General features: G+C 35.0%; 20 protein-coding genes, 1 pseudogene and 1 riboswitch. Of the genes and pseudogenes, 20 read left to right on the plus strand and 1 reads right to left on the minus strand.

Annotation, left to right across the window (positions count from 1 at the left end):
• Window positions 1–134 precede the first annotated feature (134 nt).
• The 16 genes from secA (at window position 135) to M663_RS0109025 (ending at window position 17,851) form a co-directional block, all read left to right on the plus strand.
• Window positions 135–2,828, plus strand: coding sequence for a preprotein translocase subunit SecA (gene secA, locus M663_RS0108950; RefSeq protein WP_029688673.1), 2,694 nt, complete (start codon window positions 135–137; stop codon window positions 2,826–2,828).
• 16 nt (window positions 2,829–2,844) lie between these two features.
• Window positions 2,845–3,952 (plus strand): peptide chain release factor 2 gene (gene prfB, locus M663_RS0108955; protein WP_273702681.1). Its coding sequence is split into 2 segments (ribosomal slippage): window positions 2,845–2,913 and window positions 2,915–3,952, totalling 1,107 coding nucleotides; the frame shifts between segments, so codons are not numbered across the junction.
• 329 nt (window positions 3,953–4,281) lie between these two features.
• The gene (locus M663_RS0108960; protein WP_029688675.1) at window positions 4,282–6,420 is read left to right on the plus strand and encodes a Tex family protein; all 2,139 of its coding nucleotides are present in this window, start codon (window positions 4,282–4,284) and stop codon (window positions 6,418–6,420) included.
• 94 nt (window positions 6,421–6,514) lie between these two features.
• Window positions 6,515–7,189 carry a copper amine oxidase N-terminal domain-containing protein gene (locus M663_RS0108965; protein WP_029688676.1) on the plus strand — a complete coding sequence of 225 codons (675 nt, stop codon included), beginning with the start codon at window positions 6,515–6,517 and terminating at the stop codon, window positions 7,187–7,189.
• Between the two features lie 142 nt (window positions 7,190–7,331).
• Entirely contained in the window at window positions 7,332–7,607 is a 276-nt protein-coding gene (locus M663_RS0108970; protein WP_029688677.1) for a hypothetical protein, read from the plus strand.
• Window positions 7,608–7,626: 19 nt separating this feature from the next.
• A complete protein-coding gene (locus M663_RS0108975; RefSeq protein WP_029688678.1) occupies window positions 7,627–8,307 on the plus strand; it encodes a TVP38/TMEM64 family protein in 681 nt (226 codons plus the stop codon).
• Window positions 8,308–8,432: 125 nt separating this feature from the next.
• The gene (locus M663_RS0108980) at window positions 8,433–9,584 is read left to right on the plus strand and encodes an amidohydrolase (protein ID WP_012269577.1); all 1,152 of its coding nucleotides are present in this window, start codon (window positions 8,433–8,435) and stop codon (window positions 9,582–9,584) included.
• 332 nt (window positions 9,585–9,916) lie between these two features.
• Window positions 9,917–11,143: an arginine deiminase gene (gene arcA, locus M663_RS0108985; protein ID WP_004400816.1), complete on the plus strand. Its 1,227-nt coding sequence runs from the start codon at window positions 9,917–9,919 to the stop codon at window positions 11,141–11,143.
• Between the two features lie 67 nt (window positions 11,144–11,210).
• Window positions 11,211–12,152: an ornithine carbamoyltransferase gene (gene argF, locus M663_RS0108990; RefSeq protein WP_029688679.1), complete on the plus strand. Its 942-nt coding sequence runs from the start codon at window positions 11,211–11,213 to the stop codon at window positions 12,150–12,152.
• Window positions 12,153–12,175: 23 nt separating this feature from the next.
• The gene (gene arcC / locus M663_RS0108995; protein ID WP_003866850.1) at window positions 12,176–13,117 is read left to right on the plus strand and encodes a carbamate kinase; all 942 of its coding nucleotides are present in this window, start codon (window positions 12,176–12,178) and stop codon (window positions 13,115–13,117) included.
• Between the two features lie 83 nt (window positions 13,118–13,200).
• Window positions 13,201–13,319: riboswitch (FMN riboswitch) on the plus strand.
• Between the two features lie 91 nt (window positions 13,320–13,410).
• Window positions 13,411–13,995: an ECF transporter S component gene (locus M663_RS0109000; protein WP_003869315.1), complete on the plus strand. Its 585-nt coding sequence runs from the start codon at window positions 13,411–13,413 to the stop codon at window positions 13,993–13,995.
• A 99-nt stretch (window positions 13,996–14,094) separates the two neighbouring features.
• Window positions 14,095–14,556, plus strand: coding sequence for a tRNA (adenosine(37)-N6)-threonylcarbamoyltransferase complex ATPase subunit type 1 TsaE (tsaE, locus tag M663_RS0109005; RefSeq protein WP_003866848.1), 462 nt, complete (start codon window positions 14,095–14,097; stop codon window positions 14,554–14,556).
• Window positions 14,553–15,245, plus strand: coding sequence for a tRNA (adenosine(37)-N6)-threonylcarbamoyltransferase complex dimerization subunit type 1 TsaB (gene tsaB / locus M663_RS0109010; RefSeq protein WP_003866847.1), 693 nt, complete (start codon window positions 14,553–14,555; stop codon window positions 15,243–15,245). The genes tsaE and tsaB overlap by 4 nt, the downstream gene beginning before the upstream one ends.
• 3 nt (window positions 15,246–15,248) lie before the next feature.
• Window positions 15,249–15,695: a ribosomal protein S18-alanine N-acetyltransferase gene (rimI, locus tag M663_RS0109015; protein ID WP_003866846.1), complete on the plus strand. Its 447-nt coding sequence runs from the start codon at window positions 15,249–15,251 to the stop codon at window positions 15,693–15,695.
• A 13-nt stretch (window positions 15,696–15,708) separates the two neighbouring features.
• Entirely contained in the window at window positions 15,709–16,731 is a 1,023-nt protein-coding gene (tsaD, locus tag M663_RS0109020; protein WP_003866845.1) for a tRNA (adenosine(37)-N6)-threonylcarbamoyltransferase complex transferase subunit TsaD, read from the plus strand.
• A 169-nt stretch (window positions 16,732–16,900) separates the two neighbouring features.
• On the plus strand, window positions 16,901–17,851 hold the full coding sequence (locus tag M663_RS0109025) for a D-2-hydroxyacid dehydrogenase (RefSeq protein ID WP_029688680.1): 951 nt from the start codon (window positions 16,901–16,903) through the stop codon (window positions 17,849–17,851).
• A gap of 9 nt (window positions 17,852–17,860) precedes the next feature.
• On the opposite strand, the gene abc-f is transcribed toward M663_RS0109025, so the two are convergent.
• Window positions 17,861–19,753 carry an ABC-F type ribosomal protection protein gene (gene abc-f, locus M663_RS0109030; protein WP_029688681.1) on the minus strand — a complete coding sequence of 631 codons (1,893 nt, stop codon included), beginning with the start codon at window positions 19,751–19,753 and terminating at the stop codon, window positions 17,861–17,863.
• Between the two features lie 124 nt (window positions 19,754–19,877).
• Here abc-f and M663_RS0109035 point away from each other — a divergent pair, with 124 nt between their 5' ends.
• The 4 genes and pseudogenes from M663_RS0109035 (at window position 19,878) to M663_RS14715 (ending at window position 23,068) form a co-directional block, all read left to right on the plus strand.
• On the plus strand, window positions 19,878–20,699 hold the full coding sequence (locus tag M663_RS0109035) for a flagellar motor protein (protein WP_029688682.1): 822 nt from the start codon (window positions 19,878–19,880) through the stop codon (window positions 20,697–20,699).
• The gene (locus M663_RS0109040) at window positions 20,680–21,399 is read left to right on the plus strand and encodes a flagellar motor protein MotB (protein ID WP_029688683.1); all 720 of its coding nucleotides are present in this window, start codon (window positions 20,680–20,682) and stop codon (window positions 21,397–21,399) included. Before M663_RS0109035 ends, M663_RS0109040 begins: the two co-directional genes overlap by 20 nt.
• Before the next feature lie 123 nt (window positions 21,400–21,522).
• A complete protein-coding gene (locus M663_RS0109045) occupies window positions 21,523–22,197 on the plus strand; it encodes a redox-sensing transcriptional repressor Rex (RefSeq protein WP_029688684.1) in 675 nt (224 codons plus the stop codon).
• Window positions 22,198–22,281: 84 nt separating this feature from the next.
• Window positions 22,282–23,068: pseudogene (locus M663_RS14715) on the plus strand (short-chain-enoyl-CoA hydratase).
• Window positions 23,069–23,135: the final 67 nt, after the last annotated feature.

The raw sequence follows: 23,135 nt of genomic DNA on the forward strand, positions 1-23,135 counted from the left end.
TGATTTTCATTAGGTGTTGCATTTAATATTGCAATTTATATAAAATATTCTTTAAAAAGACTGTTTTTTATTGTCATTGAGATTTCATAGTGATATAATATATAGTTGATTAATAACCTTAGAAGGTGATAAAAATGTTGGGCTTAGTTGAAAAAATATTTGGCAGCTACAGTGAAAGAGAAGTTAAGAGATTGGAACCAATTGCCGATAAGGTTTTGTCATATGAAGATCAAATGGCAAGACTTACGGATGCAGAGCTTAGGGCGAAAACAGATGAATTTAAAAATAGATTGAAAAATGGTGAAACTCTTGATGATATACTTCCCGAGGCTTTTGCGGTGGTAAGAGAGGCCGCTTGGAGAACTCTTAAAATGAAACATTTTAGAGTGCAGGTGATAGGCGGCATTGTCCTTCACCAAGGACGCATTGCTGAAATGAAAACTGGTGAAGGTAAAACCCTTGTCGCGACATTACCTGCATATCTTAATGCTTTAGAGGGCAAAGGAGTTCACATTGTAACTGTCAATGATTACTTGGCAAAAAGAGACCGCGATTGGATGGGCAAGATATACGAGTTTTTGGGGCTGAGCGTTGGAGTAATACTTCACGATATGGGCCCTGAAGAAAGAAAAAAAGCCTATGCTGCTGATATAACCTATGGAACCAACAACGAATTCGGTTTTGATTATTTAAGAGACAACATGGTTATATACAAAGAAGACATGGTGCAAAGAGAACTTAATTATGCTATAGTAGACGAGGTAGATAGCATACTGATAGACGAGGCAAGGACTCCTCTTATCATATCTGGCATAGGCGAAAAATCCACAGATATGTATAAATTAGCTGACAGATTTGTGAGGACTTTGAGAAAAGATGAAGATTATGTAGTTGATGAAAAAGCAAAGGCTGTAAGTTTGACTGAAAAAGGGATAGTTAAGGCAGAAAAATTTTTTGGAATTAAAAACCTTGCTGATATTGAAAATATGGAAATTTCTCACCACATTAACCAAGCCTTAAAGGCCCATGCTATAATGAAAAGAGATATAGACTATGTGGTAAAAGATGGTCAAGTCATCATAGTGGACGAATTTACAGGAAGGCTTATGTTTGGGAGAAGGTACAGTGAAGGCCTCCATCAGGCTATTGAGGCAAAGGAAGGGGTTAAGGTAGAAAGAGAAAGCAAAACTTTAGCCACCATAACATTCCAGAATTACTTTAGAATGTATAAAAAATTAGCTGGTATGACAGGTACAGCTCAAACAGAAGAGCAAGAATTTAGGGCTATTTATGGATTAGATGTTGTAGTAATACCGACTAATAAGCCGATGATAAGAATAGACCATCCTGATGTGATATACAAAACAGAAGAAGCCAAGTTTAAAGCTGTTGTTGAGGACATTGTAGAACATCATAAAAAAGGTCAGCCTGTTCTAGTTGGTACAATTTCTATTGAAAAATCTGAAAAATTAAGCGCCATGTTAAAGAAAAGAGGGATACCTCATCAAGTATTAAATGCAAAGTACCATGAAAAAGAAGCAGAGATAATAGCACAGGCAGGAAGAAAAGGAGCAGTTACAATTGCTACAAACATGGCAGGCCGTGGTACTGATATCCTTTTAGGAGGTAATCCTGAATTTATAGCTAAGAAAAAGATGCTTGAGGAGGGCTACTCAAAAGAAATTATTAACGAAGCTGCAGGATATGGCCCTGTTTCAGGCGAGGAAGTTAAAAAAGCCCGCGAGAGATATTTTGAGCTTCTTGAAGAGGCGAAAAAAGAGACTGAAAAAGAACACGATGAGGTTGTAAAGCTGGGTGGGCTTTACATTATAGGTACTGAAAGGCACGAAGCTAGGAGAATAGACAATCAGTTGAGAGGACGTGCAGGCCGTCAAGGTGACCCAGGAGAATCAAGATTTTATATATCTTTAGAAGACGACCTGATGAGACTTTTTGGCTCAGAAAGAGTAAAGAACATGATGGACAGTCTGGGAATTGATGATGACCAGCCCATAGAGCATAAGATTTTGACAAAACAAATAGAGCAGGCCCAGAAAAAGGTAGAGGGTATAAACTTTGACACTAGAAAACACGTTTTGCAGTATGACGATGTAATGAACAAACAAAGAGAGATAATATATGCCCAAAGGAGAAAGGTACTTGAAGGTGAAAACTTAAAAGAGTCTATTCTTGAGATGGTAAAAAGTATAATAGAGAGAAATGTTGAGATATATACTGCAGGAAGTAAGTATCCTGAGGAATGGGATATAAAAGGGCTTTTAGACCATCTTTACGACATGTTCCTTGAAAAAGACAGCGTGGTTATTGATGTTGATATAGATAGGCTTGACAAAGAGGTTTTGACTGACATAATATATGAAGAGGCAGTAAGACAGTATGAGAAAAAAGAGGCAGAAATTGGTCCAGAACAAATGAGGGAAATCGAAAGAATAGTTCTTTTAAGAGTTGTAGATACTAAGTGGATGGACCACATAGACGAAATGGACCAATTGCGTCAAGGCATAGGCTTAAGAGCTTATGGACAGGTAGACCCTCTTATTGAGTACAAAAAAATAGCTTTTGATATGTTTGAAGACTTGATACAAAGCATACAAGAGGATACTGTTAAATTCTTGTATCACATTCAAATTAATAAAGACAATATGATTCAAAGAGAACAGGTGGCGAAACCTATTTCCACTAATGTAGACGCAGAAGAGAAAAAACAGCCAGTTGTTAAAGGCAAAAAAGTTGGCAGAAATGACCCATGTCCTTGTGGCAGTGGTAAAAAATATAAAAAATGTTGTGGTGCCAATATAAAATACTAAAAAGGAGAGATGCGGTTTGTTGCAAGACTACAAAGCAGAAGTTTCAAACATGATTGAAGAAATAAAAGAAATGGGGGTTTCTCTTTGACATAGAAAGTGTCAAAAGAGAAATAGAAGAAATAGACAAAAAGATGTCTGATCCTGCTTTTTGGAGCGATATAAAAAAGTCACAGGAATTAGCTAAAAAACAAAAAGCCTTAAAAGAACTTTTAGAAGAGTACAATTCTCTTGTGTCAAAATGGGAAGACTTAAATACACTTATTGAATTGGGTTTAGAAGAAGGGGATGAGTCGATAACTGATGAAGTAGACAAGGAATACAAAGAGCTCAAGAAAAAGTTAGAGGATTTAAAGATAAAAACCCTATTAAATGGCCCCTATGATAAAAACAATGCCATACTTTCTATTCATGCAGGCTCAGGTGGTACAGAGGCTCAAGACTGGGCGGAGATGTTACTTCGCATGTATACAAGATGGGCTAATGACAAAGGTTTTGAAGTAGAAACCCTTGACTATTTGCAAGGAGAAGAAGCAGGAATAAAAAGTGTCACTCTTATGATAAAAGGGCCTTTTGCCTATGGATATCTTAAATCAGAGGCGGGTGTTCACCGCCTTGTGAGGATATCTCCTTTTGATGCGGCAGGTAGAAGGCATACTTCATTTGCACTTGTGGAAGTACTTCCTGAATTAGAAAATGATATTGAAGTGGAAATAAGGCCTGAGGATTTAAAAATTGACACTTATAGGGCTTCGGGTGCGGGAGGACAGTATGTAAATAAGACGGAGTCTGCTGTAAGGATTACTCACCTTCCAACAGGCATAGTGGTTTCATGTCAAAGTGAAAGGTCTCAGATTTCAAACAGAGAGACTGCCATGAAAATGCTTAAAGCTAAACTTTTGGACCTCATGATGAAAGAGAAGAAAGAAAAAATCGAAGACTTAAAAGGAGAGCACAGAGAGGCGGCATGGGGCAACCAAATAAGGTCGTATGTCTTCCAGCCTTATACCCTTGTTAAAGACCACAGGACAAATTACGAAGTGGGAAATGTTCAGGCAGTGATGGATGGAGAAATAGACGGTTTCATAAATGCTTATCTCAAACAGAAATCCCAGGGGATATCCTAAGCAGGTATCCCTTTCAGACTGTGGACAAAGTCTTTATGATATGTTGGCATTTTGCATAAGTGAGTGACTTAACAGAGCAGTAACTAAACTTAGCGAGACTGAGAGGCGAAAGCGGGGCCGAAGCCAAGGATGGCGGAGGCGGGCACCTGAGGCACGGATGCCGAATGTGCCCGGAACCCCGCTTGAGCCCGAGGTCGAGCGCCAGTTTAGTCTGCGATGTTACTGGAGAGAACGATGCAAAATGCCAACAAAAATAGAGCTTTGTCAACAAACCAAAGGGATATCTTAAAAAGGTATCCCTTTAAATTTATGTGAGAAAGGGGTAAGTTATGGATAGAGTAAAAGAAACATTAAAAAAAGAATTTAATCTTAAAGACTTTCAAGTGGAAAATACAATAAAGCTTATTGATGAAGGAAATACAATTCCTTTTATTGCAAGGTACAGGAAAGAAGCAACAGGAAGTTTGTCAGATGAGGTTTTAAGAAATTTTTATGACCGACTTACATATTTGAGAAACCTTGAAGAGAAGAAACAGGATACTATAAGGTTAATTGATGAACAGGGAAAACTGACAGAGGAGATAAAAGCAAAAATAGAAAATGCTACAACTTTACAAGAGGTGGAGGACATATACAGGCCTTTTAGGCCAAAAAGAAGGACAAGGGCGACCATTGCGAAAGAAAAAGGCTTGGAACCTCTTGCAAAGGTTATTTCTTCAAATGAGGTAACAGATGGGGATGTAGAGGAATACGCAAAGCCTTATCTTAATGAAAATGTTCCAACAGTTGAAGAAGCATACCAAGGGGCAATGGATATAATTGCAGAGGATATATCTGATGACGCTGATATAAGAAAATACATAAGAAGTTTTACGTGGAATAACGGAATTATAGTGACACAGGCGTTAAAACAAGAAAGGTCTCCCTATGAGATGTATTATGACTATAAAGAAGCTGTAAAGACAATACCGCCTCATAGAATACTGGCGATAAATAGGGCAGAAAGGGAAAAATACATATCTGTAAAAATTGAGATAGATAGTGAAAGGATAATAAATAGGCTTATAGAATCAAAAGTAAATAAAGCTTCAATATTTGCAGAGTATTATAAGAAGGCAATTGAAGATTCCTATAAAAGGCTTATTGCTCCTTCAATAGAGAGGGAAATAAGGAATACTCTTACGGAAAAAGCAGAAGAAAAGGCAATAATAGTTTTTAAAGAAAATCTAAAAAGTCTTTTACTCCAGCCGCCAATAAAAGGACACGTTGTTATGGGATTCGACCCAGCGTATAGGACAGGGTGCAAGATTGCCATTGTGGATGAAACGGGAAAACTTTTGGATACTGCAACAATCTACCCTACTCCTCCTCAAAATGATTTTGAAAATTCTAAAAAGGTTTTAAAAGAGTTAATAGAAAAATACAATGTCACTTTAATCGCTTTGGGAAATGGAACTGCTTCAAGAGAGAGTGAAATGTTTATAGCAGAGCTTATAAAAGAACTTTCAAGAGAAGTAAAATATGTGATAGTGAATGAAGCAGGGGCATCAGTCTATTCTGCTTCTCCAATAGGTACAGAGGAATTTCCTGATATAAACGTAAGTTTAAGAGGAGCTATTTCACTGGCAAGAAGGCTTCAAGACCCATTGGCAGAGCTTGTGAAAATTGATCCCAAGTCCATCGGGGTAGGACAGTATCAACACGATGTAGACCAGAAAAAACTGGGAGATGCTTTAAACGGTGTTGTAGAAGATTGTGTAAACAGCGTAGGAGTTGATTTAAACACTGCATCAGTATCCTTATTAAAATACGTTTCAGGAATAAATGCTGCTATCGCCAAGAATATTGTAGAATATAGAAATCAAATAGGGAAATTTACAAATAGGGAGCAGCTTAAAAATGTAAAAAGGTTAGGAGATACTACTTTTACACAATGTGCGGGTTTTTTGAGAATTTTGGACGGTGACAATATCTTTGACTCAACAGCAGTTCACCCAGAGCGTTACGAAACCTTAGAAAAACTTTTGAAAAAATTTGGATATGAGAAAGAAAAACTAGATAGAAAAAAGTTAAAAGATTTTGCTAATTCTCTAGAAGAATACGGATTAGAGAGGATTTCAGAGGAATACGATATAGGACTTCCTACTCTTTATGATATAGTTTCAGAGCTTAAAAAACCTGGAAGAGATCCCAGAGAGGATTTGCCTAAGCCAATTTTGAGGTCTGATGTAATGACTATAAATGAGCTAAAACCAGGCATGGAGCTTATGGGAACAGTTAGAAATGTCACTGATTTTGGCTGCTTTGTAGATATAGGGGTTCATACTGATGGGCTTGTCCACATTTCTGAGATGTCTCAAAACTACATAAAACATCCTCTTGATGTGGTTTCAGTGGGAGACATTGTAAAAGTGAGAGTTTTAAGTGTTGACATTGAGAGAAATAGAATTTCTCTTTCAATGAAATAAAAAAATTTTTAATTAGTACCCCCTAAAAATTTATTTCTTCCTCCGAAATTATATAGTGAAAATAAGGTAAATCAAACAAAGGAGGAAGAAGAGTATGAAGAAAATATTAGCTTTTGTGCTTATGGGGTTACTCGTTTTTTCTTCTGCTTTAACAGTCTATGCAAAGCCAGATAAGGCGAAACATGAGCTAAAAATTAAAACAGAAACTAAATTAGAGGCAAAAGGAGAAACTAAAAATAAGGTAGAAGTCCAAACGCAGACAAAATTAGAAGCTAGCGTGAAAGCTAAGGAATTTAAAGGTAAGGTATTTGTCAACAAAAAAGAGATTAAATTTGACGACGTACCTCCAGTGATAAAAGATGAAAGAACATTAATTCCTGTACGAGCTGTAATGAACGGCTTGGGAGCAAAAGTGGATTGGGATCGAGAGACTAAGACGGTTACTATTACAAAAGGCGATACAACAATTCAACTTGTTTTAGGTGAAACAAAAGTTTTAGTAAACGGTAAAGAATATACTTTAGACGTTCCGGCAATGGAAATAAGTAATAGAACATTTGTGCCAGTTAGATTTATATCTGAGATTTTAGGGGGAAAAGTAAATTACGATAAAGAAACAGGAGATATAGAAATTGAAGAAGAGAATCAAACGGAAATAGAAAATAATTCTGAGGAAAGTACAGTATCTCAGGATGTGTACGCAAATACAAATGAGACAGTCACAAACAGTGTATACGGCACCGATGAAGAAGTAGAGGGAAATGATTAAAAAATACATAGGCAATTGGATGTTGCAAAACCGGCAGTAAAATGCCGGTTTTTTGTATAGACAGTGCTTTTATTGACATGGCTTTGAATGAATCCTATAATAAAATTACAAACATAGGACCGTAAGAAAACGGGGGAGAAAAATGTCAAAAGCCAAATGGGTTGGAGGTAATAAAGGTAAAGTCGGATTTATCTTTAGTGTTTTTGGCCCGGGCTCTCAAAATGCTATTAAAAGGTCTATTAAAAAAATTATTATGTATGGCATAGGGACAGGGCTTATGTTAGGAGCAGGGAAAAAGTATGGAAAACGCTTGTTACCTTTTGTACGTGGAAAGGGAAGAAAATATTTGAATTATGCTGGTAGGGATGTTTCGCAACTTTACGATTATTTTGTAAAAAGAAAAAAGAGAAATGGATAAAAAATTGAGGTGTAAATGGATGAAAATGCACAAAACTTATGTAATAAATTTATTTTTAGTAGTCATTTTTGCCATTACCCTAGTGGTTGTTATGGCAACTTTTGGAAGGAATTTTGTTTTGTTAATTGACAACCCTTATGAATTTAGGCAGTGGATACACAGCTTTGGTAAGTTTAGTGTTATTGTATTTATAGGAGTTCAAATACTTCAAGTAGTTATATTTGCCATACCGGGAGAAGTAGTGCAAATTGCAGGGGGATACCTTTTTGGGACTTTTTTAGGCACTTTATATTCTGTCATAGGTATTACTATAGGTTCTCTTATTTGCTTTTTGATAGCGAGAGTTTTGGGTTATAATTTTGTGAGAAGTATTGTTTCAGAGGAAAATTTGAAAAAATTTGATTATATTATAAACAATCCTAAAGGAGAAACTATTCTTTTTTTGTTGTTTTTTATACCTGGAATGCCTAAAGATGCCCTTTCCTACATTGCAGGAATTACACCGGTTAAGTTTTACAATTTTTTCATCATTACTCTTTTTGCGAGACTTCCAGGCATATTTTTTTCTGCCTATATAGGGGCAAATTTGGGGAATAAAAATTACTTTATGGCAGGAATCGTTGCAATTATCGCAGTATTATTGTTTTTAATAGGGGTTTATAAAAAAGATGTCATAATGGAAAAATTAAAAAAACTTTAAAAAAGTAAGGTTTGACGTGGTTGAACAGAAAAGTTTAGTGAATATGTTTTGTAAAGATAATGATTTCATAAAATTGTTTCATTGTGCTATAATGTTAATATATAATGAATTCAGGGGGGAATTATATGTACTTATTAAAAGGTGGGAAAATCCTGACAATGGCCGGCAAAATTTATGAAAAAGGAGATGTACTCATTGACAATGGAAAAATTGTTGATGTTGGAGAAGATTTAATTGCTCCTTTAGATGCAGAAGTGATTGATGTACAAGGCTTAACTGTTATGCCTGGTTTGATTGATGCTCATTGCCATCTTGGAATGTGGGAAAATGCTATGGGATTTGAAGGAGCAGATGGAAATGAAGCGACAGACCCTATAACTCCGCAACTTAGGGCAATTGATGGAATAAATCCAATGGATAAATATTTTGAAGAGGCTTATCAAGCAGGGGTTACGACAGTTGCGACAGGTCCTGGCAGTGCTAATGTTATAGGAGGACAGTTTGCAATTATAAAAACTTATGGTAAAAGAATAGATGATATGATAGTAAAAGAACCAGCAGCGATAAAAGTCGCTTTTGGTGAAAATCCTAAATCCGTTTACCATGAGCAGCATAAAATGCCTTCAACTAGAATGGCGGTTGCGGCTCTTTTAAGGCAAGAGCTTATAAAAGCTCAGGAGTACATGGAAAAGATGGAGCATGCAGAGGAAGACAAAAAGCCTGAAAGGGACTTAGGTCTTGAAGCATTGGTAAAAGTATTAAAGAGAGAAATTCCACTGAAAGCTCATGCTCATAGAGCAGATGATATTTTTACAGCTTTAAGAATTGCAAAAGAATTTAATGTAGATATAACCATTGACCATTGTACTGATGGCCATTTAATTGTTGATGAATTGGTGAAAGAAAATGCTAAAGTTATTGTGGGACCTTCATTGTCTGAAAGGTCAAAGATTGAGCTTGTAAATCTAAGCTTTAAGACAGCAGGTATTCTTTCAAAAGCAGGACTTACAGTTGCGATAATGACAGACCACCCTGTAATACCTCTCAATTACTTGCCTCTATGTGCTGCTTTAGCTGTAAAGGATGGTATGGATGAAATGGAGGCTTTAAAAGCCATCACCATAAACCCTGCGAAAATTTTAGGAGTTGACGACAGGGTGGGAAGCATTGAAAAAGGGAAAGACGCTGATATTGTAGTCTTTGATGGAGATCCATTGGAAGTGAAGACAAGGACAAAATATGTATTTATTAATGGGAAATTAGTACATAAAGCATAAACTGTCATGGGGCTATTTATTTAGAGGAGTCTGAATAAATAGCCTCATAATTTTTTATAACTTTAAAAAATTTTTTATGCAGTCTGAAATTCTATGATTTATTTTTATTCATGCCATGTTTTATTTGGGGAATTTTTAAGGCTTTATCTTGGGATATTTGAATAATTATTTAAAACTTTACAAACAAAAGATTTTTTTAAATTATTTTTATACAAAACGTTTACATTAATTTACTGAGTTAAATTGCAAAAGTTATTTTATTGATTTATACTATAGGTGTATAAAGTTGATGGATAGGTAGTATAGTAAAAGGGACAGAGGGGGTTACAGAGTTGGAGAAAAACACAAATTGCTTGCGAGTCTATTCTGAGATTGGAAAATTAAAGTCTGTCCTCCTTCATAGGCCTGGTAAAGAATTAGAAAGGTTGACCCCTGAGTTTTTAAGTGAGCTTCTTTTTGATGATATTCCCTGGCTTAAAAGGATTCAGGAGGAACACGACAAATTTGCGCAAGCTTTAAAAGAAAACGGAGTGACAGTTTATTATTTAGAAGATTTATTGGAAGAGGTTTTACAGGATACTGGAATAAAAGAGTTTTTTATATATGATTTGGTTTCATATATGAATACTTCTTTAGAAGTTAAGAAAACAATTACAAATTTTTTAAAGGAAAGAACCCCCAAGGAAATAGTGGACTACGCTATTGCAGGACTTTTGAAAAAAGAAGTGCATGAGGTGGAGCCTCAATCTTTGGTGGATTATGTCTATAAGGATTCCCCATTTTTTATAAATCCTTTGCCAAACTGCTATTTTATGAGAGACCCTGCTGCGGTCATTGGCAATGGTGTGATGATAAGCAGTATGAAGACAACTGCTCGAAAGAGAGAAGCCATGTTGCTTAAGTATGTTTTTAAGCATTCTAAGACTTTAAAAGTACAGGAGAATCTATTGTGGTATGATTATCGTTCAGAGTATCCTATTGAGGGGGGAGACGTGTTAGTTCTCAGCAAAAAAGTAATAGCTATTGGAATAAGTGAAAGAACCTCCCCACAGGCAATTGAAGAAATTTCTCTTACTCTTTTAGAGAGAGGAGAAGAGTTACAAGAGATAATCGCTTTAGAAATTCCAAAAAAACGAACTTTTATGCATCTTGATACAGTTTTTACTATGGTGGATGTGGACAAATTTTTAATATATCCTGGTATAAAAGAAAAATTGAAGGTTTATAGGATTACAAGAGGAGAAAAGGGAACAATTAGAGTGAAGGTAGAAGAAGACTTTACAAAAGTTTTAGAGACTTCATTAGGCCTTGATAAAGTCAATTTAATTGAAAGTGGAGGAGGTGACGAGATAACAGGAGCAAGAGAACAGTGGAATGACAGCACGAATACCTTGGCCATTGCTCCAGGAGTTGTAATGGCATATAACAGAAATGAGATAACCAACACCACCTTAGTAAATCATGGAATAAAAGTTATTGAAATTGAAGGCTCTGAATTAGTGAGGGGACGCGGTGGCCCAAGGTGTATGTCGATGCCTTTAAAGAGAGAAGATATATAAACCTTTTGACTAATAGGGTAAGATAATATAAAATTAATAAAGTAAAATTACTAAAAGGAGGATGACTATGGCATTTAATTTAAAGGGCAGGAGTTTATTAACTTTAAAAGATTACATCCCTCAAGAAATAACATATATTTTAGACATTGCTAAACAAGTAAAAGCAGAGAGAAAAGCAGGGGTTGTACATCAAAGATTTTTAGGTAAGACTATTGCTCTCATTTTTGAAAAGAGGTCCACAAGAACGAGATGCGCTTTTGAAACTGCCTTTGGTGAAGAAGGAGGACATCCAGTATTTTTATCAACAGATGACATTCAGTTGGGAGCTAAAGAATCAATAGAGGATACTGCAAGAGTTTTAGGAAGAATGTTTGATGCAATAGAATTTAGAGGGTTTAAACAGGAGACCGTGGAAATTTTGGCAAAATATGCAGGTGTTCCTGTGTACAATGGCTTAACTGACGAATATCATCCAACTCAAGTTTTGGCTGACCTTATGACAATAGAAGAAGAATTTGGGAATTTAAAAGGAAGAAAGCTTGTATTTGTAGGGGATGGAAGGAATAACATGGCTAATACTTTAGCGGTAGGCTGCGCTAAGATGGGGATGCATTATGTGATTAATTCTCCAAAAGAATTGTGGCCTTCACAGGAGTTCATAGATGAAATCAGGCAAATGGCAGCTGAAAATGGAGGAACTTTTGAACTTACTAGTGTGCCAGGAGAGGGCCTTGAAGGTGCAGATGCTATTTACACCGATGTGTGGGCGTCAATGGGAGAAGAAGCAAAGGCTACAGAGAGGGAAGCTCTTTTGAGACCTTTTCAAGTGAATGAGGAAATGATGAAAAAGACAGGAAGAGAAGATACTATATTTTTGCATTGCCTGCCCGCAGTAAAAGGACAAGAAGTTACTTTTGATGTTATAGAAGGTAAACAATCTAGAGTGTGGGACCAAGCAGAAAATAGAAAACATACAATTAAAGCTGTGATGATTGCTACTCTGCTTTAAAATTGGTTACAGGGGAGGACATTATGAGGGAAAAAGTTGTTATTGCCTTAGGAGGGAACGCTCTGCAGGATGTGAATACGCCTCCTACTGCAGAGGCTCAAATGGAAGTAGTGAAGAGGACAGCGGGGTATTTAGTGGATATAATTGAAAAAGGGTATTCTGTTGTAATTACTCATGGCAATGGTCCTCAGGTGGGGAATATAGTCATACAAAATGAAGTCGCATCAAAAGTTGTCCCTGCAATGCCTTTTGATGTGTGTGGGGCAGAGAGCCAGGGTATGATAGGATATATGATTCAACAGGCATTGGGGGAAGTTTTGAAGGAGAGAAATATCAGAAAAGAAGTAGCAACTATTATAACACAGGTTGTAGTGGATAAAAATGACCCTGCTTTTGAAAAACCTACAAAGCCGATAGGACCTTTTTATACAAAAGAGGAAGCTGAAGTTTTAATAAAAGAAAAAGGTTATGAAATGGTGGAAGACAGTGGAAGAGGATACAGAAGAGTTGTTCCCTCCCCTGACCCCAAAGAAATTGTAGAACTTAATACAATAAAGTTACTTGAAAAAAATGGGGTAATAGTAATAACAGTTGGGGGAGGAGGAATCCCTGTTATTAAGGAAAATGGCAATTTAAAAGGAGTAGCTGCCGTAATAGACAAGGATTTGGCTTCTGAAAAATTGGCAGAAGATATTGATGCAGATGTGCTGTTAATTCTTACAGCTGTTGAAAAGGTAGCAATAAATTACAACAAGCCAAATCAAAAGTTTCTTGACAAAATGACAGTGGAAGAGGCAATAAAATACATGGAAGAAGGCCATTTTGCACCAGGCAGTATGTTTCCAAAAGTTAAAGCAGCAGTGAGGTTTGCAAAGTCAAAAGTAGGAAGGCGAGCTATAATTACTTCTTTAGGCAAAGCATTAGAAGCTTTAGAGGGAAAAGCAGGCACAGTTATAAGCTTATGAAAATAAATTAAAAATTTTTCACAAAAACTATTGACAAAGAGAGATAAAAGTGAGAGAATAAAGTTAAAATTGAAAAGATGAAGGTAAATCTTCGGGGCAGGGTGAAATTCCCGACCGGCGGTATAGCCCGCGAGCCGCGCCTGCGGTCGATTTGGTGAAATTCCAAAGCCGACAGTGAAAGTCTGGAGGGGAGAAGATTTTCTTTTTGTGCCTATTTTTGTGAAATAAATCACAAAAATCCTGAAGATTTATCTTCAGGATTTTTTTAGTAAATAAAATTGGAGGGATGAATTGTGGAAAAAACCAAAACACAAGCCATAGTAAAAGTGGGATTTCTTTCTGCTACAGCTTTTATACTGATGTACTTGGAATTTCAGGTACCTCTATTCCCTGGCTTTTTAAAGCTGGATTTTAGTGACGTACCTGCATTAGTTGCTTCTTTTGCTATGGGACCTTTATATGGTGTAATGGTCGAGCTTATTAAAAACATAATCCATGCTACTATAACTCAATCGGGTGGCATTGGAGAAATTGCAAATTTTTCTGTGGGTTCTATATTTGTATACACAGCAGGCATAATATATCAATTCAATAAGACGCGAAAAAATGCCCTTATATCTATGGCAATTGCTACAGTAGTGATGGCTTTTACTGCTTCACTTTTGAATTATTATGTTTTTCTGCCTTTGTACCAAAAAGTTATGGGATGGCCTATGGATGCTATCATTGGTATGAGTAAGGCTGCAAATAAAAACATAGTGGATGTGAGAACCCTTATAGCATATGGTATTTTTCCTTTCAATGTGCTAAAAGGAATTATGCTTTCGTTAATCACTTTATTGATATATAAAAAGCTTTCACCAGTTTTGAAACATTGATTTTTTTGAGAATCCTCAGCGCATGCTGGGGATTATTTTTCTTTTTAATTTGTTAAAAGATAGTATATAATAAAGTTATAACGAGTGGGGTGAGAATTGGTGAAGAAGACTTATATTTGCAAAAATAGAGATGAGACCATTGCTTTAGGAGAAAAATTAGGAAGGCTGTTAAGGAGTGGAGATATAATTCTTTTATATGGTGAGCTGGGGAGTGGCAAAACTGTTTTTACCAAGGGAATTGCAAAGGGGTTAGAAATAAATGAGCCAATTACCAGCCCGACTTTTACTTTAGTCAATGAACATAGAGGCAGGATTCCTCTCTATCATTTTGATTTATATAGGTTAGATGATTACACAGCCCTTTATGACATAGGTTATGAGGAATATTTTTATGACGAAGGAGTTTGTGCAATTGAATGGCCTGAAAGGTTAGGACCTTTACTTCCGAAAGAAAGGTTAGAAGTGATAATTCAAAAAGGAGAAAAAGAAGATGAAAGAGTTATTTTATTTAAAGATTTTGGGAGACGATATGAGGAGCTTTTAAAGGAGATGGGGCAATGAAAATTTTGGCAATAGATTCTTCTTCTAAAACTGCTACTGTTGCATTAGTAGATGAAAAGGGGATAATAGGAGAATACTCTATAAATTATCTAAGGCATTCAGTAATTTTAATGCCTATGATAGATGAACTACTTAAAAAGTGTGAAGTACCGATAAATCAAATAACTCATGTGGCTGTTTCAGAAGGACCGGGCTCTTTTACAGGGCTTAGAATTGGTGCTGCCACTGCAAAAGGTTTGGCTCATGCTCTTAACATACCTATTGTAGGAGTATCTTCTCTTTTAGCTCTTGCATATAATGTCAGTGAATTTGAAGGATTAATATGCCCTGTCATAGATGCTTTAAATGAAAATGTTTATGGAATGCTGATAAGAGGTGGTAATTTTGAAGTTTTAATAGATGCTGGGGTGTATTCTTTAGAGGAAATTACGGAGTTGGTAAGCAATTATTCTGACAAAGTGTTGTTCGTAGGAGAGGGTGTTTATTCCTATAAAGATAAATTACAAGAGATGATAAGGGGTAAAGCTTTATTTGCAAAGGACAAAGATAACATGGCAAGAGCAGCTTCCATAGGAGAGCTTGCTATTCAAAAGATAAAAAAAGGAGAAGTGATTAGTTACTTTGATTTCAAGCCGATGTATATAAGGAAATCGGCTGCTGAAATTCGTTTAAGTGGCGAGGGGAGTTAATTAATGGATGTTATTATAAGGCCTATGAGGAAAGAAGATGTGGAGGAGGTCTTGGAAATTGAAAAGCTAAGTTTTAGCACTCCTTGGTCTAAAGAAGCTTTTATAAGTGAAGTTACAAAGAACAGCTGTGCTAAGTATATAGTGGCGGAAGTTGACAACAAAATTGTGGGTTATGGAGGATTTTGGGTGGTTGTAGATGAAGGTCATATAACCAATATAGCAGTTCATCCGGAATACAGATCTAAAGGAATTGGAAGTAAAATTATGGAAGGTTTAATTGACCTTGCTAAGAAAAATGGAATAACTGCCATGACATTAGAGGTGAGAGAATCAAATATAACAGCGCAACATTTGTATGCAAAATATGGCTTTAGACAATTAGGTAGAAGAAAAGGCTATTATCAAGATAATAATGAGGATGCAATTATAATGTGGAAATACGACTTGTGATGGTGGTGGAATAATGGAGAAAGATATAATTATTTTAGGAATAGAATCTTCCTGCGATGAAACAGCTGCAGGAGTTGTAAAAAACGGCAAAGAAGTATTGTCGAACGTAATATATTCTCAAATAGAGATTCACAAAAAATATGGTGGGGTAGTGCCAGAAATAGCTTCAAGAAAGCATATTGAAGTAATATCTTTCGTAGTGGCAGAAGCATTAGAAAAAGCCCAGCTAAGTCTTGATGAAATAGATGTAATTGCGGCTACATATGGACCAGGATTAGTTGGTGCTCTTTTAGTCGGTTTGTCATATGGTAAAGCTTTAGCGTATGCAAAAAATAAGCCTTTTGTAGGAGTAAATCATATAGAAGCCCACATAGCTGCAAATTACTTAGGGGGTGATTTTGCTCCTCCTTTTATTTGTCTTGTGGCTTCCGGTGGACATAGCCACATTGTTTTTGTAAAAAATTATGGAGAGTACGAAGTAATGGGACAGACAATGGACGATGCAGCAGGAGAAGCCTTTGACAAAGTAGCAAGAGCTTTGGGCTTGGGATATCCTGGAGGGCCTGCTATTGAAAGGGCTGCAAAGCTGGGGAATATGGAAGCTATTGAGTTTCCCAAATCTTTTATGGAGGAAGGAAATTTTGATTTTAGTTTTAGTGGGCTTAAAACAGCAGTTTTAAACTATTTAAACAGGCAAAAGCAAAAAGGAGAAGAGGTGAATATTTATGATGTGGCGGCTAGTTTTCAAAGAAATGTGGTGGAGGTCTTGGTAAAAAAATTAATTGATGCAGCAAAGAGGAAAAATATTGGCAAAATTTCTATAGCAGGAGGGGTAGCTTCTAATAGTTTTTTGAGGGAAAAATTAGGAGAAGAAGCGAAGAAAATTGGAATAAGAGTCCATTATCCTGATAAAATTTATTGTACAGACAATGGGGCAATGATAGCTGCTGCCGCCTATTATGACTTTATAAAAGGGAAAACATCTGGCTTGGATTTAAATGCCATTCCTTACTTAAAGATTGGGGAAAGAATTTGACTGTTGAAAATGTGGAAATCTGTCGAAGTTTATGATGTACTGCCTTTTAAGGTCTGTGGATAACTTTGTGGATATTGTGCTTAAATATATTTCATTGTATTTACTGTAATAAAATAGAATGAAAATATATTAAAAATAAATCAAAATTTTAAAGCTTAGGGGGGTTATTATGAGAAATATTTTGCTTTTCACAAAATTAAATGACAATTACATAAAAGAAATTAAAGAGCAAATGGAGGGATATGACGTTCTTTACGTTCAAAATGAGGAAGAGGCTGAAAAGTATGTAAAAGATACAGAGATTATCATAAGCTTTGACTTTGAATTTTATTCCAATATTGTGGACAAGGCTTCAAACCTTAAATGGATTCATCTTTTGAGTGCGGGAGCAGATACTCTTCCTTTTGAAAAACTGAAAGAAATGAAGGTAATAGTTACTAATTCTAGAGATGTCCACAAATATCAAATTTCACAACAAGTCATAGGCTATATGCTTATGTTTGAGAGAGCCCTTAACGTTTTTGTAAGAAATCAAATGAAAAAAGTATGGGATAGATCTGTTAGGGTTTCAGAGCTTACAGGTAAGACTGCTTTGATAATAGGAGTAGGAAGCATAGGAGAGGAAATTGCAAGACTTTTAAAAGAATTTGGCATGAAGGTCTATGGTATAAGAAATTCGGGCAAACCTTCTTTGTATGTGGAAAAAATGTATACCTCTATTGAAGATTGTGATATATTGCCACTTGCCGATTATGTAATATCTATACTTCCTTTGACTAAAGATACTTATCATTTGATAGGAGAAAATGTGTTTAATAAAATGAAAAATGATAGCTATTTTATAAATGTGGGAAGAGGCAAAGTAGTAGATGAATCAGCTCTTATAAATGCCCTCAAGAATAAAGCTATAAAGGGAGCTGCGTTGGATGTGTTTGAAGAAGAGCCTTTAAGTGAGGACAGCCCTTTGTGGGATATGGAAAATGTGATAATCACTCCTCACATTGCAGGGGTCACGCCTTTATACATGAAAAGAGCGATGGAAATTTTAAGAGAAAATTTGATAGCTTATAAAGAAGGAAGACCTTTGAGAAATATTGTAAATTTAGATAAAGGATACTAAAGCGGGTTTTTACCCGCTTAAATTTTCCCATTCTTCATACATTTGTTCTAATTTGCTTTTAAGGGCGTTGTATTCTTTTTGTATTTCTACAATTTCTCCTGTTTTATAAATTTTAGCATCACACATTTTTTCTTCCAAATATTTTATTCTTTCTTCAGCTTGATAAATTGAATTTTCAAGGTTTTTCAGATACTCTTTTTGCTGCTTTAACTTAAGTTTAGCTAATCTTTCTTTATACCTTTCGTTTTTTATCTGTGTTTTTGTTTTTTTGATTGTTTCTTCTTTTTTTTCGTTAAGCTGGTTTTTCTTTTCTATATAATAGCTGTAATTACCTAAGTATACTTCTACACCTTGAGGTGTCAAAATCATCACTTTTGTAGCAATTTTGTCTATAAAATATCTGTCATGGGAGACAAATAATAAAGTTCCAGTATAATCTAACAAAGCTTCTTCTAATACTTCTTTTGCTTTTAAATCTAAATGGTTAGTTGGTTCATCCATAAGTAGAAAATTCGCTTTTGAAAGGATGAGCTTTAGCAATGAAAGCCTTGCCTTTTCACCACCACTTAGTGTAGAGATAGTTTTAAAGACATCTTCTTCTCTAAAAAGAAAAGAAGCTAATAATGTCCTCACTTCTGTTTGAGTAAGATATGGATTTTCATCCCATATTTCATCAATGGCTGTTTTTTCAGCATTTAAACTTTTAAATTCTTGTTCGTAATAACCTGTTATTACGTTTGTGCCAAATTTAATTTCCCCTTCAAAATTGTCAATTTCCCCCACTAATATTTTTAAAAGAGAGCTTTTTCCTATTCCGTTTGGCCCTAAAAGGGCAATTTTTTCCCCTTTTTTTATTTCAAAAGATACATTGGAGAAAATTTGTCTGTCAAAGCGTAAAGACAAATTTTTGACTGTCAATACATCATTTCCGCTTTCTAAATCGAAATCAAAACGCAAGTTGATAGATTTATTATTTATCACTGGCTTTTCTATTATTTCCATCTTTTCCAATAGTTTTTGCTTGCTTTCCGCCATTTTTACTGATTTTTCTGTTCTACGGTTTTTTTGAATCTGTATAATAGATTTTATTCTTTTTATTTCTTTTTGCTGTTCTTCATAAGCTTTTAACTTTGCTTCCATTTCCAATTTTTTTCTTTTTAAATATTCTGTGTAATTGCCTTCGTAAACACTTAAATGAGTATTTTCAATTTCAAATATTCGAGTGACAATTTTATCCAAGAAATACCTATCATGGGATATAATTAAAATTGTACCATTATAAAATTTTAAATATTGCTCTAGCCATTCTATTGAGTTTATGTCTAAGTGATTGGTAGGTTCGTCTAATAATAGGACATCTGGACTTAAAAGTAAAGTTTTTGCCAGCATAAGACGGGTTTTTTGACCGCCGCTTAAAGTTGATACAGGTGTATCAAATTGGGACACGTCAAATCCTAATCCATTTAAAACCCCTCTTATTTTACTTTCTACAGAATAACCATCTAATTCATTGTACTTGTCTGTTAAAAAGGAATATTCCAAAAAAAGTTTATCAAGTAGATGTGAATCTTTTGTTTGTGAGATTTTTTCCTCTAGAGATTTAATTTGCTTTTCTAATTGGAATATTTCATCAAAAACTGTTTTTACTTCTTCATATATACTTTTTTCAGATTCAATTACAGTATTTTGTTGTAGATATCCGATTTTATTTGCAGAAATTGAAATTGTTCCACTGTCAACTTCAGTAAAACCGGCTAAAAGGTTAAAAAGAGTGGATTTTCCAGCACCATTTTCGCCTATTACTCCTATTTTGTCTCCTTCGTTGACTATAAAAGAAATATTTTGTAGAATTATATCGATACCGTAACTTTTTGTCACGTTGCTTACTGTTATTATTGCCATAAATATAACCTCCTGTTCATATTAAATATATCAAAAAAATTTATTTTGTAAAAGTGTAGTAACTATAACTTTTTTTTAATATGTGTCGATAAAAATTAATGAGTGTATTTCTAAATGGAAGGTGATGGACTTGGATATAGCAACAATAGTGGGCATAGTTCTTGGAGTAGGCTCTTTGATTTATGCATTTACACTAGAGGGAGGTACTGTTACTTCTTTAATAGGTGTTTCAGCTGCTTTAATAGTTTTTGGGGGTACTATAGGTGCTACTATAACTTCTTATTCTATGGATGACATTAAAAAAGTGCCGGGGCTTTTAGCAAGGGCTTTTAAAAATGAAAAGGATAATTATCTTGAGATAATAAAGTATTTTACTTATTTGGCTCAAAAAGCAAGAAGCGAAGGACTTTTAAGCCTCGAATCAGAGATTGAGTCTGAAGAAATAAAAAAATTTGACCCTATTTTAAAGGAAAGTTTAGAATTAGTTGTTGATGGTTCTGATATGGAACTTATTAGAACGACAATGGAGAATAAAATATATATAGAGGATATGGAAGCAAAAAAGGAAGCAGGTATTTTTGAATCTGCGGGTGGTTATGCACCCACAATGGGTATCATAGGAACAGTTATGGGACTCGTTCACGTGTTAAGTAATTTAAGTGAACCAGACAAATTAGGTCCTTCTATAGCGGTAGCATTTATAGCTACACTTTATGGTGTCAGTTCTGCAAACTTGTTGTGGCTTCCTATTGCTCAAAAATTAAAAAATAGAGCTCATATTAAAAGGACGGAAAGAGAATTGATATTAGAAGGAAGTCTTTCACTGCAAGCTGGTGAAAATCCAAAGATTTTAGAGAGAAAGTTAATGACATTTATTACACAAGCGCAGCGAAAAAATATACCTCAGAAAGGTAGTGTTGAATTAAATGAAGAGGTTGGAAGATGAATCAAAGCCAAATAACGAAAGATGGCTGCTTACTTATTCTGATATGATTACTTTACTTTTAATATTTTTTATAGTGATGTATACTATAAGTACTATTAATGCTACCAAATTTGCTCAAATTGCCAGTTCTTTAAGCAAAACTTTTACTGGAACTGATTACGTGATAGGCCAGTATAGTGGGAGCAGCTTTGTTCAAGGTAATAGTGGAGACAAAAATAGTTTGGGAGAAATTGAAAAGCAATTGAACGGTTTTATAAAAGAAAACAATCTTCAAGGTATGGTAACAAGTTATATAGATGAAAGAGGACTTGTAATAAGTATGCAGGATTCTCTTCTTTTTGATTTAGGTTCTGCTGATGTACATCCGGAAGAGAAAGAGGTTTTAATAAAAATAGGTGATATGTTAAAAAGTCTTCCAAATCATATTAGAGTGGAAGGTTTTACTGATGACCTCCCAATACACAATAATAAATTTGATTCAAACTGGGAACTGTCTGTTATAAGAGCAACTAATGTAGTGAAAATATTAGTAAATGAAGTAGGTATAGAACCTGCCAGAATTTCTGCAGTAGGATATGGGGAATACAGGCCTGTTGTTCCAAATGACTCAGAAGAACATAGAAGACTTAATAGAAGAGTAGACATTGTCATTATGAATACAGAATATAATAAATGGGAGCCTAAAAGCCAGCAAAATTAAAAAATTTTAGTGCTATTACAGAAATTTTTTAGAATTCCTCATATTCTACTATGTTTTTATTACGTTGACAAAAAATTTACAATATTATATAATTCAATTACATAGTAGAATGAGGTGAGGACAGTGAGCAAAAAGACTATAGTATCAATGGCTGTAATAAGAAGGCTCCCAAGATATCATAGATATCTTGAAGAACTTCTTAAAAACGATGTAAAGCGTATTTCTTCTAGAGAATTAAGCGAAAGGATGGGAGTTACTGCTTCTCAAATTAGACAAGATTTAAATAATTTTGGCGGTTTTGGACAGCAGGGATATGGCTATAATGTAGAAGAGCTTTATAATAATTTGACTAAGATTTTAGGCCTTGATAAAACTTATAATACTATCATCATAGGAGCAGGAAATCTTGGTCAAGCGATTGCCAATTATACTAGCTTTGAAAAATCTGGCTTTAATTTAAAGGGGATTTTTGATATTAATCCTCGTTTATTTGGGCTTAAAATTAGAGATGTTGAAGTGATGGACATAGAAACAGTAGAAGATTTTATAGCCCGTAATAAAATCGACATAGGTATTTTATGTATTCCCAAGGATAATGCTCAATATACTGCTGACAGACTGGTGAGAGCGGGAATTAAGGCGATTTGGAATTTCTCGCCAATAGATTTAAAGGTACCTGATGATGTAATTTTAGAAAATGTTCATTTAAGTGATAGTTTATTTACTGTATCATATAGATTAAATGAAGAAGAGCTCTTTAAAAAGTTAAAAGGAGAAACTGCTAAAATAGATGGGTAGTGTAAATTTTCTATCCATCTATTTTAATTTTGGCATGAATTTTGCTTTTAAATTTTAATGATAAAACAAGAAGGAGGGTTTTTTATGGAATTTAAAAATATTAAGCTAGAACTAAATGAAGGCGTTTCCCTCATTGCTATTGACAGACCTAAATCTTTGAATGCGTTGAATTTAGAAACTCTTAAAGAAATAGACCAGGCTTTAGAAGAAGTTAAGGAAAATGAGGAGGTGAAAGTAGTAATAATAACAGGAGCAGGAGAAAAAGCTTTTGTAGCGGGAGCGGACATTTCTGAAATGAATGAAGGATATGAATCCACTTAAAGCAAAAGAATTTGCTGAGTTTGGCCAAAAAGTGTTTAGAAAGATTGAACTTATGAAAAAGCCTGTTATTGCTGCTGTTAATGGTTACGCTCTTGGAGGAGGTTGTGAACTGGCAATGGCTTGTGACATAAGGATTGCAAGTCACAATGCAAAATTTGGGCAGCCAGAGGTGGGACTTGGTATTATACCGGGATTTGGAGGCACACAAAGACTACCTCGAATTGTAGGAGTGTCAAAAGCGAAGGAGCTTATTTACACAGGGGACATGATAGATGCTGAAGAAGCTTTAAGAATAGGACTTGTTTCAAAAGTAGTAGAGCAAGAAAAACTATTGGAAGAAGCTTATAACATTGCGAAAAAGATAATGTCAAAGGGGATGATTGCTGTAAGGCTTGCAAAAGAAGCTATAAATATAGGGATTAATGCAGATATTGAAACAGGTATGAGTTATGAAGCAAAGGCTTTTGCTGTTTGTTTTGCTACAGAGGACCAAAAAGAAGGTATGGCAGCTTTTTTAGAAAAAAGAGCTCCTAAATTTGTGGATAAGTGATACGTGGTGATAAAGGGTGATAACCCTTTATCTGTAATCTTAAGTGTTAAAAAAATATCAAAAAAAG

This window comes from Thermoanaerobacter sp. A7A (assembly GCF_000445185.1).
Classification (GTDB): domain Bacteria; phylum Bacillota; class Thermoanaerobacteria; order Thermoanaerobacterales; family Thermoanaerobacteraceae; genus Thermoanaerobacter.

Coding starts and splice junctions, on each gene's coding strand:
- secA (WP_029688673.1), top strand. CDS start 135: ATGTTGGGCTTAGTTGAAAAAATATTTGGCAGCTACAGTGAAAGAGAA.
- M663_RS0108960 (WP_029688675.1), top strand. CDS start 4,282: ATGGATAGAGTAAAAGAAACATTAAAAAAAGAATTTAATCTTAAAGAC.
- M663_RS0108965 (WP_029688676.1), top strand. CDS start 6,515: ATGAAGAAAATATTAGCTTTTGTGCTTATGGGGTTACTCGTTTTTTCT.
- M663_RS0108970 (WP_029688677.1), top strand. CDS start 7,332: ATGTCAAAAGCCAAATGGGTTGGAGGTAATAAAGGTAAAGTCGGATTT.
- M663_RS0108975 (WP_029688678.1), top strand. CDS start 7,627: ATGAAAATGCACAAAACTTATGTAATAAATTTATTTTTAGTAGTCATT.
- M663_RS0108980 (WP_012269577.1), top strand. CDS start 8,433: ATGTACTTATTAAAAGGTGGGAAAATCCTGACAATGGCCGGCAAAATT.
- argF (WP_029688679.1), top strand. CDS start 11,211: ATGGCATTTAATTTAAAGGGCAGGAGTTTATTAACTTTAAAAGATTAC.
- arcC (WP_003866850.1), top strand. CDS start 12,176: ATGAGGGAAAAAGTTGTTATTGCCTTAGGAGGGAACGCTCTGCAGGAT.
- tsaB (WP_003866847.1), top strand. CDS start 14,553: ATGAAAATTTTGGCAATAGATTCTTCTTCTAAAACTGCTACTGTTGCA.
- rimI (WP_003866846.1), top strand. CDS start 15,249: ATGGATGTTATTATAAGGCCTATGAGGAAAGAAGATGTGGAGGAGGTC.
- tsaD (WP_003866845.1), top strand. CDS start 15,709: ATGGAGAAAGATATAATTATTTTAGGAATAGAATCTTCCTGCGATGAA.
- M663_RS0109025 (WP_029688680.1), top strand. CDS start 16,901: ATGAGAAATATTTTGCTTTTCACAAAATTAAATGACAATTACATAAAA.
- abc-f (WP_029688681.1), bottom strand. CDS start 19,753: ATGGCAATAATAACAGTAAGCAACGTGACAAAAAGTTACGGTATCGAT.
- M663_RS0109035 (WP_029688682.1), top strand. CDS start 19,878: ATGGACTTGGATATAGCAACAATAGTGGGCATAGTTCTTGGAGTAGGC.
- M663_RS0109040 (WP_029688683.1), top strand. CDS start 20,680: ATGAAGAGGTTGGAAGATGAATCAAAGCCAAATAACGAAAGATGGCTG.